Source organism: Binatus sp. (SeqCode) (assembly GCF_036522015.1).
GTDB lineage: Bacteria > Desulfobacterota > Binatia > Binatales > Binataceae > Binatus.
In genome coordinates this window covers 1-15,368 of record NZ_DATDGQ010000233.1, presented here as the reverse complement: position 1 = coordinate 15,368, position 15,368 = coordinate 1, and the positions used below count along the sequence as shown (strand labels likewise).

At 61.5% G+C, this 15,368-nt stretch carries 11 protein-coding genes; 2 read left to right on the top strand and 9 right to left on the bottom strand.

The features are described from left to right. The 7 genes from VIW95_RS10020 to VIW95_RS09990 form a co-directional block, all read right to left on the bottom strand. On the bottom strand, positions 1–863 hold an 863-nt coding region (locus VIW95_RS10020; RefSeq protein ID WP_331585977.1), incomplete at its 3' end, for an oligopeptide/dipeptide ABC transporter ATP-binding protein. Between the two features lie 46 nt (positions 864–909). Beyond that, entirely contained in the window at positions 910–1,872 is a 963-nt protein-coding gene (locus tag VIW95_RS10015; protein WP_331585975.1) for an ABC transporter ATP-binding protein, read from the bottom strand. Between the two features lie 19 nt (positions 1,873–1,891). Continuing rightward, positions 1,892–2,974 (bottom strand): ABC transporter permease, encoded by a 1,083-nt coding sequence (locus tag VIW95_RS10010; protein ID WP_331585973.1) that lies wholly within the window; start codon positions 2,972–2,974, stop codon positions 1,892–1,894. A 1-nt stretch (position 2,975) separates the two neighbouring features. Continuing rightward, positions 2,976–3,956, bottom strand: a complete 981-nt coding sequence (locus tag VIW95_RS10005; protein ID WP_331585971.1) for an ABC transporter permease — start codon at positions 3,954–3,956, stop codon at positions 2,976–2,978. 57 nt (positions 3,957–4,013) lie between these two features. Next, on the bottom strand, positions 4,014–5,756 hold the full coding sequence (locus VIW95_RS10000) for an ABC transporter substrate-binding protein (protein ID WP_331585969.1): 1,743 nt from the start codon (positions 5,754–5,756) through the stop codon (positions 4,014–4,016). Further along, positions 5,746–6,636, bottom strand: a complete 891-nt coding sequence (locus VIW95_RS09995) for a hypothetical protein (protein WP_331585967.1) — start codon at positions 6,634–6,636, stop codon at positions 5,746–5,748. The genes VIW95_RS10000 and VIW95_RS09995 overlap by 11 nt, the downstream gene beginning before the upstream one ends. Further along, the gene (locus VIW95_RS09990; RefSeq protein WP_331585965.1) at positions 6,614–8,368 is read right to left on the bottom strand and encodes a tetratricopeptide repeat protein; all 1,755 of its coding nucleotides are present in this window, start codon (positions 8,366–8,368) and stop codon (positions 6,614–6,616) included. The genes VIW95_RS09995 and VIW95_RS09990 overlap by 23 nt, the downstream gene beginning before the upstream one ends. Positions 8,369–8,633: 265 nt before the next feature. Between VIW95_RS09990 and VIW95_RS09985 the strand changes: the two genes are divergently transcribed. Then, entirely contained in the window at positions 8,634–10,022 is a 1,389-nt protein-coding gene (locus VIW95_RS09985) for an APC family permease (protein ID WP_331585963.1), read from the top strand. A gap of 359 nt (positions 10,023–10,381) precedes the next feature. On the opposite strand, the gene VIW95_RS09980 is transcribed toward VIW95_RS09985, so the two are convergent. Continuing rightward, entirely contained in the window at positions 10,382–12,154 is a 1,773-nt protein-coding gene (locus tag VIW95_RS09980) for an ArnT family glycosyltransferase (RefSeq protein WP_331585961.1), read from the bottom strand. Between VIW95_RS09980 and VIW95_RS09975 the strand changes: the two genes are divergently transcribed. Beyond that, positions 12,136–13,671 (top strand): hypothetical protein, encoded by a 1,536-nt coding sequence (locus tag VIW95_RS09975; RefSeq protein WP_331585959.1) that lies wholly within the window; start codon positions 12,136–12,138, stop codon positions 13,669–13,671. The two genes, VIW95_RS09980 and VIW95_RS09975, sit on opposite strands and share 19 nt — an antisense overlap. A gap of 79 nt (positions 13,672–13,750) precedes the next feature. Here VIW95_RS09975 and VIW95_RS09970 read toward each other — a convergent pair whose 3' ends face one another. Next, positions 13,751–15,127, bottom strand: coding sequence for a hypothetical protein (locus VIW95_RS09970; protein WP_331585957.1), 1,377 nt, complete (start codon positions 15,125–15,127; stop codon positions 13,751–13,753). Positions 15,128–15,368: the final 241 nt, after the last annotated feature.

The following is a 15,368-nucleotide window of genomic DNA, read 5'->3' as shown; positions in this document are numbered from 1 at the left end:
TAAGGACACCGTGGATGGAAGGCGCAGCCGGGCGGCGGGTTCATCGGACTCGGCATTTCGCCGGGCAGCTTGATGCGCTCGGGCTTGTTCGCGGTGTCGATCGTCGGAATGGCCGACAGCAGCGCGCGCGTGTAGGGATGCCGCGGGTTCAGGTAAATCTCGTCGCGCGTCGCGATTTCGACAATCTTGCCGAGGTACATGATCGCCACGCGATTGCTGATGTGCTCGACCACGCGCAAATCGTGCGCGATGAACATGTACGTGAGCTTCAGCTTCTCCTGCAGGTCCTGCAGCAGGTTGATGATTTGCGCCTGGATCGAGACGTCGAGCGCGGAGACCGGTTCGTCGAGCACCAGGAAGCGCGGATTCACCGCGAGCGCCCGCGCGATTCCGATTCGCTGCCGCTGCCCGCCGGAGAACTCGTGCGGCAGTCGATCCATCGCATCCGCGCTCATCCCGACCATCGCGAGCAGCTCGGCAATTCGATCTTCTTTTTCGCGGCCGCGCGCGAGCTTGTGAATCTCGATTCCTTCGCCGACGATCGAGCGCACCCGCATCCGCGGATTCAATGACGCGTACGGATCCTGAAACACCAACTGCATCTGCTGGCGCAGCATGCGGAGTTCCGCGCGGCCCAGCGTCGAGAGATCGCGGCCGTCGAAATAGACGGCGCCTTCGGTTGGCTCGAGGAGTTTAAGAATCAGCCGTCCCAGCGTCGATTTGCCCGATCCCGACTCTCCGACCAGGCCGAGCGTTTCGCCGGGCTGAATTTCCAGATTGACGCCCGCCACTGCTTTCACCGAAAGCTTTGTTCCGCCGATGATGCTGGTCGATCCCGCCGGAAACTCTTTACTGAGATTCACGACGCGAACCAGCGCCGGGGCAGCATTACCTGCCGACGTGATGGGACTAGGCGCGGATGCAGGCGACATAATGGTTAGGGCCTTTGTTCTCGAGCGGCGGCTCAGCCGCAGAACATTGAGGAATTGCGCGCGGACATCGCGGATGAAATCTGCATCCGGCCGGTGGATTCAGCGAGTTCGGAATCGAGCCGGGAATCGCCTGCAAGCGATGGTGCCGGGTGCCGTCGATGCCGGGGATCGATTCGAGCAATCCGCGCGTGTACGGATTGAGCGGATTTCGAAACAGCTCCGCCGTCGGCGCCTGCTCCATCACGCGCGCCGCGTAAAGAATTGTCACGTCGTCAGCATACTCGGCGACGATTCCGAGGTCGTGCGTGACCAGGATCACGGCGAGGCCGAGCCGCACCTGCAACTCGCCGATCAGATCGAGAATCTGCGCCTGGATCGTGACGTCGAGCGCGGTGGTCGGCTCGTCCGCGATCAGCAGGCGCGGATTGCACGACAACGCCATCGCGATCATCACGCGCTGGCGCATTCCGCCGGACAACTGATGCGGATAGTCGTCGATGCGACGTTCGGGGTCGGCAATCCCGACCATCCTGAGCGCCTCGATTGTGCGATTGCGCGTCTCGGCGCGAGTGGTGTGCTGATGCAGCCGGACGGCCTCGCCAATCTGGCTGCCGATCGTGAAAACGGGATTCAGCGAAGTCATCGGCTCCTGGAAGATCATCGCAATCCGCGCGCCGCGAACATGGCGCATCTCGGGCTCGCTGAGCTTCAGCAGATCCTGATCCTCGAAAATCACTTCGCCGCCCATGATTCGCGCCGACTCCGGCAGCAGCCGCATGATCGAGAGCACGCTCGCCGTCTTGCCCGACCCCGACTCGCCAACGATCCCAAGCAACTTCCCCGGCGCAACCGAAAAACTAACGCCATCCACCGCGCGCACCTCTCCCGCGTCGGTGAAAAACGAAGTGCGCAGCGATTTAACTTCGAGCAGCGATTTCACGTGAGTTAAGCGTATCAGATCATCCAGCGTTGGCGGGATCGAGGCGGTCGCGCAGGTGGTCGCCGAGGAAGTTGAACGACATCACGGCGAGAAAAATGAAAATGCCGGGAATCAGGATCCATGGGTAGCGCGCGAGGTTCTGGACGTCTTGCGCTTGCGCGAGTAGGTTGCCCCAGCTTGCGGCGGGTTCCTGGATTCCCAGACCGAGCAGCGACAACGCGCTCTCGCCGAGGATGAAGCCCGGGATCGAGAGCGTGGCCGCGACGATCGCGTAGCCCATCACCGACGGGATGATGTGGCGCGTGATGATGCGCCATCGCGATGCGCCCAGCGCACGCGCCGCCTCGACGTACGGCCGCGAGCGGACCGATGACGCCATCCCGCGGATGATTCGTGCAAAGCCGGCCCAACTGATGAAGCTCATGATCGCCACGATCATGAAGAACGTCGCGACCGCGCTCAGCCCCGACGGAATTACTGCAGCCAGCGCGAGCAGAAAATAAAATGCGGGCAGCGACATCTCGATCTCGGACCATCGCATGATCAGGAAATCGACCGTCCCGCCGATGTAACCCGACAGCGCGCCGATTGTTATGCCCAGTGAAAAAGTGATCAGCACGCCGATCAGCCCGACGCACATGCTGACGCGCGAGCCGTACACGATTCGCGAGTAGAGGTCGCGCCCGAGGCCGTCGCTGCCGAGCATGAAGTACGGCTCACTCTCGCTGTCGGTGGTGAACAAATGCCCGTGCGAGAATAGGTGTATGTCGAGCCGCTGAGAGTTGTCGGCGCTGAATTTGCGCGCCTGCTTGTCTTGCATGTGCATCGGATGGCTGTAGAAAAGACTGCGCGACCATTCCGACGGCGCACTCAGATGGATCGACATCGGCGGACAATCCGGCATCTCGCGGTTCTGATAAGTGGGGTCGTAGCTCGCGAAGAACGGCGACGCGGCGGCGAGTAGATAAAATATCGCGAGGCAGATCGCAGAAAAGCGCACCGTCCGCGACGCGAGCCGCCACTCGCGCGCGACGCTCGACGGTTTCCGCGCCGATATCGCTGCGCCTTGGAGATTCGCCTGCAATGCCGGGACAGCATTCATCTCATTCAGCCGCCACCGATGAAAAATCGACGCGCGGATCGACTGCGACCAACGCGATGTCGGCGAGCAGGTTGCCGACTAACAGCAGGATCGTGCCCATCAACACGGAGCCCATCACCAGGTAAATGTCGAGCGAGCGCACCGCCTCGAGCATCAGCAGTCCGAGCCCTTGCAGGTTCATCACGGCCTCGACCAGGGCGGCGCCGCCGAGCAAGTCGCCCAGTGAATATCCGGCCATCGTGACGAACGGGTTCAGCGCGTTACGCAGCACGTGCTTGTAGATGACGACGCGTTCGGACAGTCCCTTGGCGCGCGCGGTGCGGACGAATTCAGAATTTTTGATTTCGAGAATCTGCGAGCGCATGAGGCGCATCAGTCCCGCCGTGCCGGAGATACCGAGGACGAACATCGGCAGGATGAGGTGGTTGATGCGATCGGCGACCTGGCTCATCGGATCGAGCGTCGCGTAGTCGGGCGAGTAGGTGCCGCCAATCGGAAACCATCCGGTTTTCAGCGCCAGGTACATCATCAGGAAGGCAAGAAAAAAGTTCGGCACCGACATCCCGAAGAACGCCATGAATGAAAGGAAGCGATCCCAGATCGAGTTCTGATTCACCGCGACGATTATTCCGATCGGAATCGCGATCGCCCACGAGAAAATCATGCTGGCCCCCGACAGGACGATCGTGTTGAAGGCCCGCGACGCGATGAGGCCGGTGACGCTCACGCGGTACTGCAGCGAGAAGCCGAAATTGAGATGCAGCACGCCCCACAGCCACTTGAAGTAGCGGACCATCAGCGGCTGATCGAGGCCGAACTGCGCCTCGAGCTGGTGAATGACCTCGGGCGTGATGGCTGGGTTGAGCTTGAGATTTGAGACGAAGTCGCCGGGCACCAACGACATCGCGAGGAACGAAATGAAGGTGATCCCGAGGATGAGCGGGATCATGTTGAGCAGGCGACGGATCAGAAAGCGGGTCATCGTGTCATCGAGGTGTCGTCGGGCCTGATATTTCGACGTGCGCGGTGCGCCGGATGTTCAGTCGGCTTTGAATTCGATCCACTCCGATTTGTAAGAGCTCGCGGGCGTCGGGCCCCAGACCGTGGGCTGATAGCCTAGCAGCGAGTTTTTCCACGACGCGTAGCGTTGCTGGCGCACAGTCTCGAGTATCGGCAACTGGTCGTGGAGGATTTGCTGAATTCTCCAGTAGTATTGAGGGCGCTTGCTGATATCCATTTCGGACGCGCCCTGGTCGAGCAGTGCGTCGATCTCCGCCTCCCACGGCGTGGCGGGTTTGGGCTGATTCGGATACCAGATGTGAAGATTGCCCGACGAGCGATAGAAGTTCGCGCCATCGTTGGGTTCGATAACGCCGCCGAATCCCATCAATATGCAATCCCAGTCGAAAGACGAATCGAGCTTGTCGATCAGCGTGGTGAACTCGAGCGGCCGATAGTTCACCTTGATGCCGAGGCTCTCGATATCCTGTTTGAAGATGGTGCACATCTGGTTGCGCTCGGGATTGCCGGAGTTGGTGGTGAGATCGAATTCGAGACGATTGCCTTTCGGATCGGTGCGCATGCCGGGTTTGACGAGGTGATAGCCGGCTGCCTCGAGCATGTCGGCAGCAAGTTTCGGATCGTAGTCGTAGTCCTTGAGATTGGGATTGGCGAAAATTTTGTCCTCGGGCGAGATATCCGCAACTGCCGCCTCTGCGAGCCCGTGATAGACAAGATCGATCATCGACTTCTTGTCGATCATGTGCGCCATTGCTTGCAGGAACTTGAGATCGCTGAACCAGGCGAGCTTCGGATTGGTGACGCCGTCTTTGACGAAATGCCGCGGGCTGCGATTGAAGCTGAAAAACAGCGATCCGGTGTCGATGCCGATTTTCTGAACACTGATGTCGAGTTCCTTGTTGTCCCTCTTGTTCTCAAGCGGAAAGACTTCCTCGGGACGCGGATTGTAGACGTCGATCTGCCCCGATAAGTAACGCAGATACTCGGCGTTCTGATCCTGCACGATCGTCACGTTTTGACCGTGCAGCCGCGGCAACTGACCGCCGTGCTCGTCCTTCATCCAGTAGTGATCGTTGCGCTCGTAGTTAACGACCTGGCTCTGCGCGTAGCGCACCATCTTGTACACGCCGTCGCCGACAAGTTGCGCCGGAGGAGTGTCGATGCCCCAGGTATGGTTGAAATTTCCAGCCTTCCACACAGGTTCGAGGATGTGCGCCGGGATCACCTGGACGCCGACCGAGTAGAGCAAGGGCGCGAACGGTTTCGGCAGATGCATGACGACCGTGTAGTCGTCGGGCGCCTCGGCGGTGATGCGTTTGTGGTCGATCGTGAGTATCGGACGAAGACTGTTGGCCACCTTGGGATCATAGATTACGTCGAAGGTGAACAGCACGTCGCGCGCGGTGAAAGGCTGGCCGTCGAACCACTTCACGTCGCGGCGCAGATGAAATGTGATCGTCTTGTAGTCGGTCGCGATGTCCCATTTCTCGGCCAGCCCCGGCTCCGGCAGGGTAGTGATGGGGTTCACCCGGATGAGGCTCTCGAATAGATCGCCCGTGAGCGCGCCAGAGGTCCCGTCGGTGACCAGAATCGGATTGAAGGTGCGCGGATCGCCGCCAACCGCCTGATAGAGGATTTGACTTTTCTGGTGATCGCTCCCGGACCTGCTAACGCGGCATCCGGATAAGATTGCGAGCGAAGTCATCGCAATCGCGCATATGACGATGGATGAAATTCGGTCGCGCAGGCTCTCAGCTCTCATTTGAAAACGCGTCGTCATCGTAAAAGCTCAGATTCATCAGAGTGGCCCCTGAGGCCGGCGTTAACACGAACGTCGAGTCGGGAATGACTCCATTGATGATCGGCCGCAGATATCGAAACGTGACGTGGCTGCCGGCCGCCGGAAAGCTTGCTTCGACGACGTACGGAAACATCACTCCGCCGATATCATGATAGTCGCTGTAACGGACCTCGTAGTTAATGCGCCCGTCCGTTCCGGTGTCGCGCACCATCGCAAGATTGCCGCCGGTAAAGCCAAGCGCGCGAGTCCCTGACGCCGCGTTGCCGAACGTCGCCACCAGCATCGCGCCGTCATTCGCCACCGAGTCCGCACTGTTACCCAGCGCAAACGCGGGCGGCGCGAGTCCCATCAGCAGACCCACTGCGTCCGTCGGCGCCATCGGTATCCGCACGTACTTGTAGAGCGTGTCGGCGTTCGCCTGCCCGCGCATAAAGCGATTCTGCCCGGGCTCGAAGATTGCCAGCTCCGTGCCCTGAGCTGCCAGCACCAGTGCCACGCCGAACGGTGCCATCGCCTCGACGCGCAGATTACCGGGACGCTGGGCGACGATATCCTCTTTCGCCTTCACGTGCTGATCGCCGGCTGTGTATTCCATCACGGCTGGACTCTGCACGCAGGCGAGTCTGCGGTCGCGCTCGATCAGCGCCGCGATCATTTTTTGGGCTTGGAATTTGGCTTCGTCAGGCTGCGCGATGGGAGTCGCCTTCTCTGGAATAGGCGGAGTGTGTACGACGACGCAGGCGGAGGTTTCGAGCGTCGCCAGCAGGAGCATCGATGCGGCCGCCGCGAGCGAAACTGTTTTTCGGCGCCTGGTGCGTTCAGTGGCCCGCGCTGGCGGCATTCTGCAGGACCTGGATTTTATCCTTGAGGCGAGCGACCTGGTCGGTTTCCTGCGCCTTCTTCAGCGCGTCCGTGTATTCGTGCCCGGCTTCCCTGGTTTTGCCGAGCTTGCGATACGCGTCGCCAAGATGCTCGGTGATCGTCGGATCGCTGCCGGTCAGGTTGACCGCGCGTTCCAATTGTTCGACCGCCTGCTTGTAGTCGCCCTTCTGGTAGTACACCCATCCAAGGCTGTCGACGTAGAATCCGTCTTCGGGTTCGATATCGAGCGCGCGCTTGATTAATTTTTCAGCCTCGACCAGGTTGGTTCCCTGTTCGGCGTAACTGTATCCGAGATAGTTCAGCGCCTGCGCGTTGGCCGGATTCAGCTCGATCGCTTTCTTCATCTCGGCCATGCCTTCATCGCGCTGCTTGTTCTGATCGAGCGCCGCGCCGAGCGTGAAGTGGAACTTGTCGCTCTTGGGATCGGCCGCGACCATCTTGCGCGCCAGCGCGATCGCCGCCGGGTAGTCCTTCTTTTCCTGGTAGACGCCGACCATGAAGCCGATGATTTCGGGATCGTTGGGCTTCTTCGCCAGCGCGTCCTTCAGCGCACCCAGTGCTTCATCGTACTTGTTCTGCTTGTCGTACAGGTACGCCAGCTGCAGGCGCGATTCGACGTAATGCTCGTTGTCGCCGGGAATTTTGTCGAACTCGGCGATCGCCCGGTCGTTCTCTGAAAGTTCGGTGTACACGGTGCCGAGATAATAGTGCACGCGGTAGTTGTTGGGCTCGGCGCCGAGCACCAGATTGAACTCAGTCGCGGCGTCGTCGAAATTACCCTGCTCGACGTACAGCAGCCCGATCTTGGTGCGCGTGTCCGCCGGATTGGTCTCAACCTGCTCGGCTTTTTTCAGCTCGTCGAGCGCCTCGGCGTACTTTTTCTGGCCGGCCAGAATTTCCGCCTTGCGCTTGCGCACCAGCTCGTTGTTCGGATTCACCTGCGTGATCTTGTTGTAATAGACCAGCGCGTCCTGCGGACGTTCCTGCCGCTCGCGCAGCAGCGCAAAATCAAGCAGCACCAGCTCTGACTGCGGATTGAGGTCGAGCGCCTTCTGATAGTATTTTTCGGCGGCCGCGTAATTCTTCGACGCCACCATCACCTTGCCCGCGTAGTAGTAGCCGAGGAAGGAATTGGGATCGAGCGCGATCAGCTCCTGGAAGGTCTTCTCGGCATTGTCGTAGTCGCCGCGCTTGGCGTAGAGCGTGCCGAGATACAAATAGGCTTCCTGGTTCTTGGGGTTGAGGCGCAATACCTCGCGGTAGTCTTTCTCCGCAGTGTTGTCGTCGCCGAGCGCCGAGCTGATACCCGCGCCCAGCAGCCGCGCGTCAGCCGAGTCGGGATTTATCGCGAGCGCCTGGTTTACCTGCTCGAGCGCATCTTTCAGCCGCCCGTCGCGGACGTAGAGCGTCGCCAGCCGGACCTTCAGCGCGGCGTTGCCAGGATCGGACTGGACTGCGTCCGCGTAATCCTTGAGCGCCTCTTCGCGGTCGCCATCGTTCATCGCGACCTCGGCCCGCAGGAACGCGCTCATCGCGCGCGCATCTGACGGCACGTCCACCGCAGGCGCGCCGCCGAAGGGATTATCTCCACCGACGCTGGCGCTGCGGACATACTCGGGCTTCGCACTGGTGATTCTGGCGATTGAGGTGCAACCCAGAAATGCGATCGATGCGGCGCCGAGCGCGATCATCGCGCGTGTACTGAAACATATCATCGCAAAAAAAGATTCCCGGGAGAGCTTATCAATTTGCGGCTCGCACCACGCTCTTCGATCTTATACGCGAGGTGTCCCGCGACGTTACACCAGCCTGCGGACCTTTGCGCACCCTTTACACTATAAGAAATCCGCCATCAGATGCGACCTTGCAACCACTATTTGATCGATCGCCGATCTTTTGCCTGCTTGCCACTGCGCATCGCCTCGGCTAGGCAGGGGAGCCGGAGCCGCCCCGCAATTGCCCCACGTCCCGACTGAAAAGAACGCCGCCCCGCTCGCGCTCACCCTGCGCACGCCGCGCAAGCTCGGCCTGATCCCCCTGGTATGCGTGATGTACCTGGTCGTCAGCGGCGGCGCCTACGGCCTCGAAGACTCCGTCCGGATGGCCGGTCCGCGCCTGACGCTCCTGCTATGCATCGTCGTGCCGCTCACGCTCAGCCTGCCGACCGCCCTGATGGCGGCGGAGTTGACGGCGCTGATGCCGGTGGAAGGCGGCTTCTACTTCTGGGTCAAGGAAGCGCTCGGCCCGTTCGCCGGTTTCGCCGAGGCGTATCTGTCAATTCTTTACACCGCCGTGGACATGGCGATTTATCCCGTGCTTTTCGCCAGCTACCTTTCGTTCATCCTGCCGCTCGGCCCACCGGCCCAAATCGCAATCGGCATCGCGCTGGTATGGCTCGCTGGCGGACTTAATTTTCTCGGGGTCAGGCCGGTCGGGATGGCCTCGATCGTACTCGCCGGATTACTCGTCTCGCCATTCGCGATCCTCGTCATCGTCGGCATCCCGCGACTCGTCCACTTCGCCATGCCGACGCCGCCGCTCTTCGGCACAGACGCGTTAGGCGCGCTGGGTGCTGGCCTGACGGTGGTCATCTGGAATTTCAGCGGATGGGAGAACCTGAGCGTCGTGTCCGCCGAAATCGAAAATCCGCGGCGCAACTATCTGCGCGCCGTCCTGATCGCGATGCCGGTAATCGTCGCTGGCTACCTGCTCCCGCTCGCAGTCTCCGTCTCGGGTTCGACCACCGCCGCCGGATGGGGTACGGGCTCGTTCTCGCAGGTCGGCTACGCGATCGGCGGCCGCGCACTCGGCGCCGCACTGGCACTCGGCGGCACCGTGATGTCGTTCGCGGTGTTCGAAGCCGCGATGCTCTGGGTGTCGCGCATGCCGTTTGTCCTGGCCCGCGAGCGTTACCTGTCGCCGCCGCTGGCACAGCTCTGGTCCACGACCGCGACGCCCGGCAAATCGATCCTGCTCTGCTGCGTAGCCTTCACGCTGCTCGTGCCAATCGGGTTCGTCGCGCTGGTAGTGCTCGACGTCTTCTTCTATATGGCAGCTCTAACGCTCGAACTCCTCGCACTATTGAAATTGCGCAACCTGATGCCCGATCGCGCCGGCATGTTCACAATCGGCGGCGGCCGCCCAGGCCTCGCTCTAATCGTAGCGCTCCCCATCCTGACCTGGGCCGCAACCTTCGGCCTCGCCATCTCCGCCGGCGTAGCCAAGCGAGACTTCATCCTGGCAATCGTCCTTGGCGCCTTCGTCTGGCCGGCCTACGCAATCTGCCGCCGCCGCTACGGCGGCCCCCCCGCAATCGACCCGCCTCCCACGAGCATCACCGCGTAAGAAGCTCCTCGCACAACGATCCAGAACCTATCCTCCCCTTGTCCGAGAGGAGGTCGGCGCGCACTGAACGGGCGCGCCGGGAGAGGTACAACCCGCGCCATCGCAGCTGCGCTTACCCGCCGATGTAGAACTCCGGGCACTCATTCCGCCGATCCCAGTTCAGGGATGAACTATTCAACCTGACCAAACCGTCCCAACCGTGTTAACAATTTGGTATGGACACCTTTCCAGATGCCGGCCGCAACCATCACTCAGCCTCGAGCCTCGCCCGTTGTCGAAAAACTAAATTCGACGGAACAAAACTACCTCTGGTGGTACGTCCTTCTCAGGACCACAACCGGTGGTAGAACCGCTCCCATCTACTTCCGCGCAGTCAGCCGATACACCGCGATCGCCTCGTTCTGCGACACCGGCTCGATCGCGAACTTCCCCTGCAACTGGTCGAGTTCGTCCTTCAGCACATCGGCATACTGCTGCGACTCGGGCGCAGCGATCACCAGAAACACCGGCCTCTTTCCATCAATCGCCGCCGCGAGCGAGTCCGCCGCCGCCGATGACATCTGCTCGCCGTCAAACACAACCGCCGGCACCGGCCCGCTCCAACCCGCCGCGCGTTTCTCATACAGGCGATGCAGATGGTAGTCGGTGAACCGTTCCCCGGGATCGAGCGAATTGAGCCCGACGTAGCTTCTCGTCTCGCCGAGATACAAATCAAGAAACTGCAGCGAGATGTTGCTGACGATTGTCACGTCCCACGACATACTCGAGTCCAGCGACTGCAGCGATTCGACCATCAGAGGATCTTGAGGTCTGGCGCTCAGCCGCGAGACTGCTTCTGTTGCGAGCGAGATCACGAGCAGCACATCGAGCACGATCACGCCCGCCGCGACGGCGAGCCTGCAGCCGCGCCGATTCTGATCGCGCATCACGTCGCGCATCCATCGATTCGCGATCGCCACGCCGGCGCCCGCCGCGACAAACAAGATGAAGGCGCCCGGCAAAATGAATGCGACATCGGTGAAAATATAAAAGCAGTAGAGCGCCGTCAGCGCGCCGAGATATCCAAGGCCGAACCACATCAACCTGCGCACCGCCGGCTTCTCGGGGTCACGAAGAATCGCGACGAACCCGACCATCGCGAACACCGCCGCCGCGAACGGATACAGGAAGTAACCCGGGCTCGCCCGATGCCCTATGAATCCGTCCAGTCCCAGCAGCGTCGTGACATATACCAGCAGATTGCCGTACGGATTCCGCGGCATCGTCGGACCGAACAGGTACGCGGCACTGAAGGTCTTGCCGCCCGCGCCATAGACCTCCGGCACCCACCACGAGTATCCACTCGCGAACGGACTCCCGAGATTGATCGCATTCTGATGCAACTGCCATGCGACCGGAATCGCAAATCCAATCGCCACTGCGATGCCCGCTCCAAGCAAGCTCGCGAGCTCTCTACGTTCGAACGGCACCATCAAAACGCACACCACGAGCCCAACCAGGATTACGCCATTAGTCGGCCGCATGATCGTCGAGAATCCGGCCAACAGACCAAACATCCCCCAGTCCCGTGTGCGTGTTGCCTTAGACCGGGTCGGCGCTTCCTCGGTGGCACTGAGCAGCGCAACCGCTGCGAGAGTCGTAATAAACAACGTCGGCACATCGCTCATCACCAGCATCGAATACGTGATGAATATCGGCGAGAGCACCAGCATCAGCGCCGCGATCAGTCCGGCGGCTCGACCGGTCCACATGCGCGCCAGGTAAAAAACCACGAGCAGCGTTATCTCAGCAATGACGAACGTCGGAACCCAGAGCAACGGAGCCTGACGGCTAAAGAGGCGGGAAAAGAATTCCAGCAGGAGCGGGTAGCCCGCCGTATAGCGCGACGGGTAAGTATATCCACCGAAATGCAGCACCGGCCCACGCCCCTTCGTCAGATTCAGCGCCGCCGCGGAGTATTCAAGTCCGTCGGGCCACGGCATCAGCTCCATCGCGCGTCGGAGACCCGTAGACGTTACGAGCCTTGCGAACGGGAGGACTATCAACACGAAGAGTCCCCATTCCAGCCAGCTGGGCTTAAGCGTAACGCCCGACGGCGCCATGCGAGGCGCCGATGACTTCGCGCGACTCATCGCAGCACATCTCCGTCCGCATCGGCGCGTGGCTCATCGTCGTGCTGCTCATCCCGCGCATCGCGCGCATGCTCTACCCGGAAATATGGGTCGAGGACGATTTCTACCTCGAGAGCGCGTGGCTGGTGAGCGTCGGGATGCGCCCGTATCTCGATTTCGTTCAACCGCATATGCCGCTGCTCGAATGGATCGCGGCAGGTTACCTCAAGTTGTTCGGCGCAAGCTATCTGTCGATCGAGTTCCTGAACGAGGCCGCGATTTTCGCCGCCAGCATCCTGACGTACGTGCTCGCCCGCCGTTTCGTTGTCGCCGGCCGCCCGACCGCAATCGCCGCGTCGATTCTTTACGCCTACAGCTCGCTGGTCTTTCGCTACCATGCTTACGAGCGCGAGAGCTTCGTCGCGCCGCTGCTGGTCCTCGGCGCAATCGTCACGCTCGACGACACGATGCCCGCGCTTCGCCAGGCCGCTTTCCTTGCGCTCATCTTCTTCGTCGCATGCGCAATCAAGCTGACCGCCGTGATTCCATTCCCGGTGATGCTGATTTTCATCGCCGTCGCGTACCGCCGAATCGCGCACGCAATGCTCTCGGGCGCAATCTTCGCGCTCGCAATCGCCGCCTTCAGCGCGCTCCTTTATCGGCTCTACGGCAGTGAGTTCATCTTCCAGACCTTCGTCTTTCATTTTCTGAAAGGTCGCGACCTCGGCCTCACCACCGCGCTCTACCCGGCGATGATTCTCGACGTGCTGGTGCCGCTATTCGTCCTCGGATGCTGGCGAATCTTTGCCGATCGCCTTTTCGACCGCGCGGTGATTCTCGTGCTCGCGATCGTCGTCGCCGAATACGCATTTTACGGCGTGCTGAGTCCGACCGCGTGGGGCCACAACTATCTCGAACCGCTGCCCTTCATTACGATCGTCGCTGCGCTCGGCGCGATAGCACTCATCCAGGCGAGCCGGAACTCCCGGGAGCATTGGCAGCTGCTTGGAGCCGGTGCTGCGTTGATCGCGATCTCTCTGATCTGGATGGCGCCGCTCGTCAATGAGAACTGGCTGCATGGCGCCGTCTATGGCTTCGGCTTCGCGCCGCGCGCCGAAATCTCGCAGCTCGCCGACGCCTTGCGCGCCGCGAGCAAACCCGGCGACGACGTGATCGCGCCGTCGTTCATCTGCTTCGAAGCCGGCCGCCGCGAACTGATCCGCTATCCTGAAACCTACGGCGTCTATCGCGAAGCGAAAGCCGAGTACGATCGCGATGGCTTCTTCGCCGCACGCCGCCATCTCGGCACAGCCGACTTTTTCCAGCTTATCTCCGACACCCGCCACTTCTGGACCGACCAGATGCGCGACGCCATAGCCAGCGGAAAAGTCTCGGCCGTCATCAGCGACTCACCGATTCAATTACTCCCGCTGGTGCTGGTCCCCGAAGATTTCCTGACGAGCAACGGCTTCCGCCCGGTCCTGGCGACCGATCACTTCACGCTCTGGACGCGCGCGCCCGCACCGACAAATCAATAAGAGATGAGAACTCAATCTCTTAACACTAAGGTGCAGGGGTTACCCCTGCCCAGGGAAGTGTGAAACCCACGGAGGGGTTTCACTGCTGATGCCAACTCGCACCGCCGTCGGACGTCGCGAATGCTTTCCCGCCGGCCGTCGTGATAGTTGCGACGTTGGCGCTCTCTGCGGTGGCCCTCACTAGATTGTCAGCGATTGGCGATTTGATGAGCTCCCAATGCTCGCCATCGGTGGTGCGGATGATCGTTCCGCTGCGGCCCACGATCCAGCACACAGTCGCCGACGGCGCCGAGCCCGCGACCAGGTCGGTGGTGACACCGCTATGTTGCCAATGCATTGCGCCATTCGCTTCGCGCCTCTGGACAGTTCCATTTTTGCCAACGACCCAAGCGACAGAATGGACGGGCGCCGAGATCGCTCCAGCGATCGGCAATTCGCCTGCAAACTGACGGCCCGCCGGCGCGGCGCCAAGTATTTGGTAACCCGGGGCTCCGCTACCTGCCGCGGCGCCAGCTATTGCACCGGATCCGGCGCCCACCGCTGTGCCGCCGAAGGCCGCGCCGCTGTGGCCGAATGCCGCGCCCACCGTCGCCGGAGCTGCACCTTCAGGAGCGGCGACCAACCCTCCGTTACCGGGAGCCGCGGCCTTACTGCTCAGATCGCGCGCAGCGTAGCCCATCGATTCCGCGCGCTGCGCCGTTTCCGGTTGTGGTTGATTCATCGCAAGCTCACTCGATACGGACGCAGTAGGTTGTCCAACCGCCGCCGAGGTTGGTTCAACGACCGGCGCTGCCGGAGCAATCGCAACCACTCGCCCGCCTTCGACCGGAGGCGGCGCGGGAGCGGCGGCCGGCGACGCTGGTGCTGGCGCCGGTGCTGGGCGATGCATCCGCAGAACTTCACGCTTCGCCGCCACCTCGGGCCGAGCTTCATTCATCGCGAGCTCTTTCGAGACGGGCGCTGCCGGTCGCGAGGCGAGCGTTGCGACGTGCCCTGCGGGCGCAGCCACTTGCGCTCTCGGCGCACGCGCGAGCGCTTGCGCCCGTTCGGCGACCTCCATGCGCGGAGCTTCATTCTTCGCCATCGCGACAAGCTCGTTCTTCGGCTCCTCGTTCGCAGGACGCCGTATCGCAACGAAAACGAGAACCGCGGCGATCGCCGTAAGCGCGGGTATCGCGACGCGCCATCTTCGATACCAAGGGACTTCAGACGCCGCCGTCGCCTCGCGTGCGCTCTCGTCGGCGCGAGCAATATCCGACAGCATCACCTGGCATCGCATGCAATCGGCAAAGTGCGCTTCGAGACGTTCGCGCTCCGACGCAGCCAACGACCGGTCGCTATATGCCGCCAGCGAGTCCGCATCCGCGCACTCGGGCGTCGCCGGACCGGGCTGCGCGCGCATCGCACGTCGCAGGATCGCGTCGAGCGGCTCGTTATTTTTGTCAGGCGGCGTCACGTCATCACGATTCCTTTCTCTTTGAACGAACCGCGGCGGGAAAATTGCACTGTGCGCGTCGCTTCATTCGACGTCCGGGAGCGCACGCGACATATCGATCTGCAAATCGCCCGCAGCCCAATCATAACACAGCCGAATCTGGTCCTGGCTCAGCTTATCGCCGTCGTGCAGCGTGCGCTCGATCGCGAGTCTGAGTTGGTCGCGAGTGCGCGCCAGCCGCCGCGACACCGTCGATTCATGC

Bases quoted from the DNA above. Each gene is read 5' to 3' on its own strand.
- VIW95_RS09975 (WP_331585959.1), top strand. From the start codon at position 12,136: ATGACTTCGCGCGACTCATCGCAGCACATCTCCGTCCGCATCGGCGCG.
- VIW95_RS09990 (WP_331585965.1), bottom strand. From the start codon at position 8,368: ATGATCGCGCTCGGCGCCGCATCGATCGCATTTCTGGGTTGCACCTCA.
- VIW95_RS10000 (WP_331585969.1), bottom strand. From the start codon at position 5,756: ATGAGAGCTGAGAGCCTGCGCGACCGAATTTCATCCATCGTCATATGC.
- VIW95_RS09995 (WP_331585967.1), bottom strand. From the start codon at position 6,636: ATGCCGCCAGCGCGGGCCACTGAACGCACCAGGCGCCGAAAAACAGTT.
- VIW95_RS10010 (WP_331585973.1), bottom strand. From the start codon at position 2,974: ATGAATGCTGTCCCGGCATTGCAGGCGAATCTCCAAGGCGCAGCGATA.
- VIW95_RS09980 (WP_331585961.1), bottom strand. From the start codon at position 12,154: ATGAGTCGCGCGAAGTCATCGGCGCCTCGCATGGCGCCGTCGGGCGTT.
- VIW95_RS10005 (WP_331585971.1), bottom strand. From the start codon at position 3,956: ATGACCCGCTTTCTGATCCGTCGCCTGCTCAACATGATCCCGCTCATC.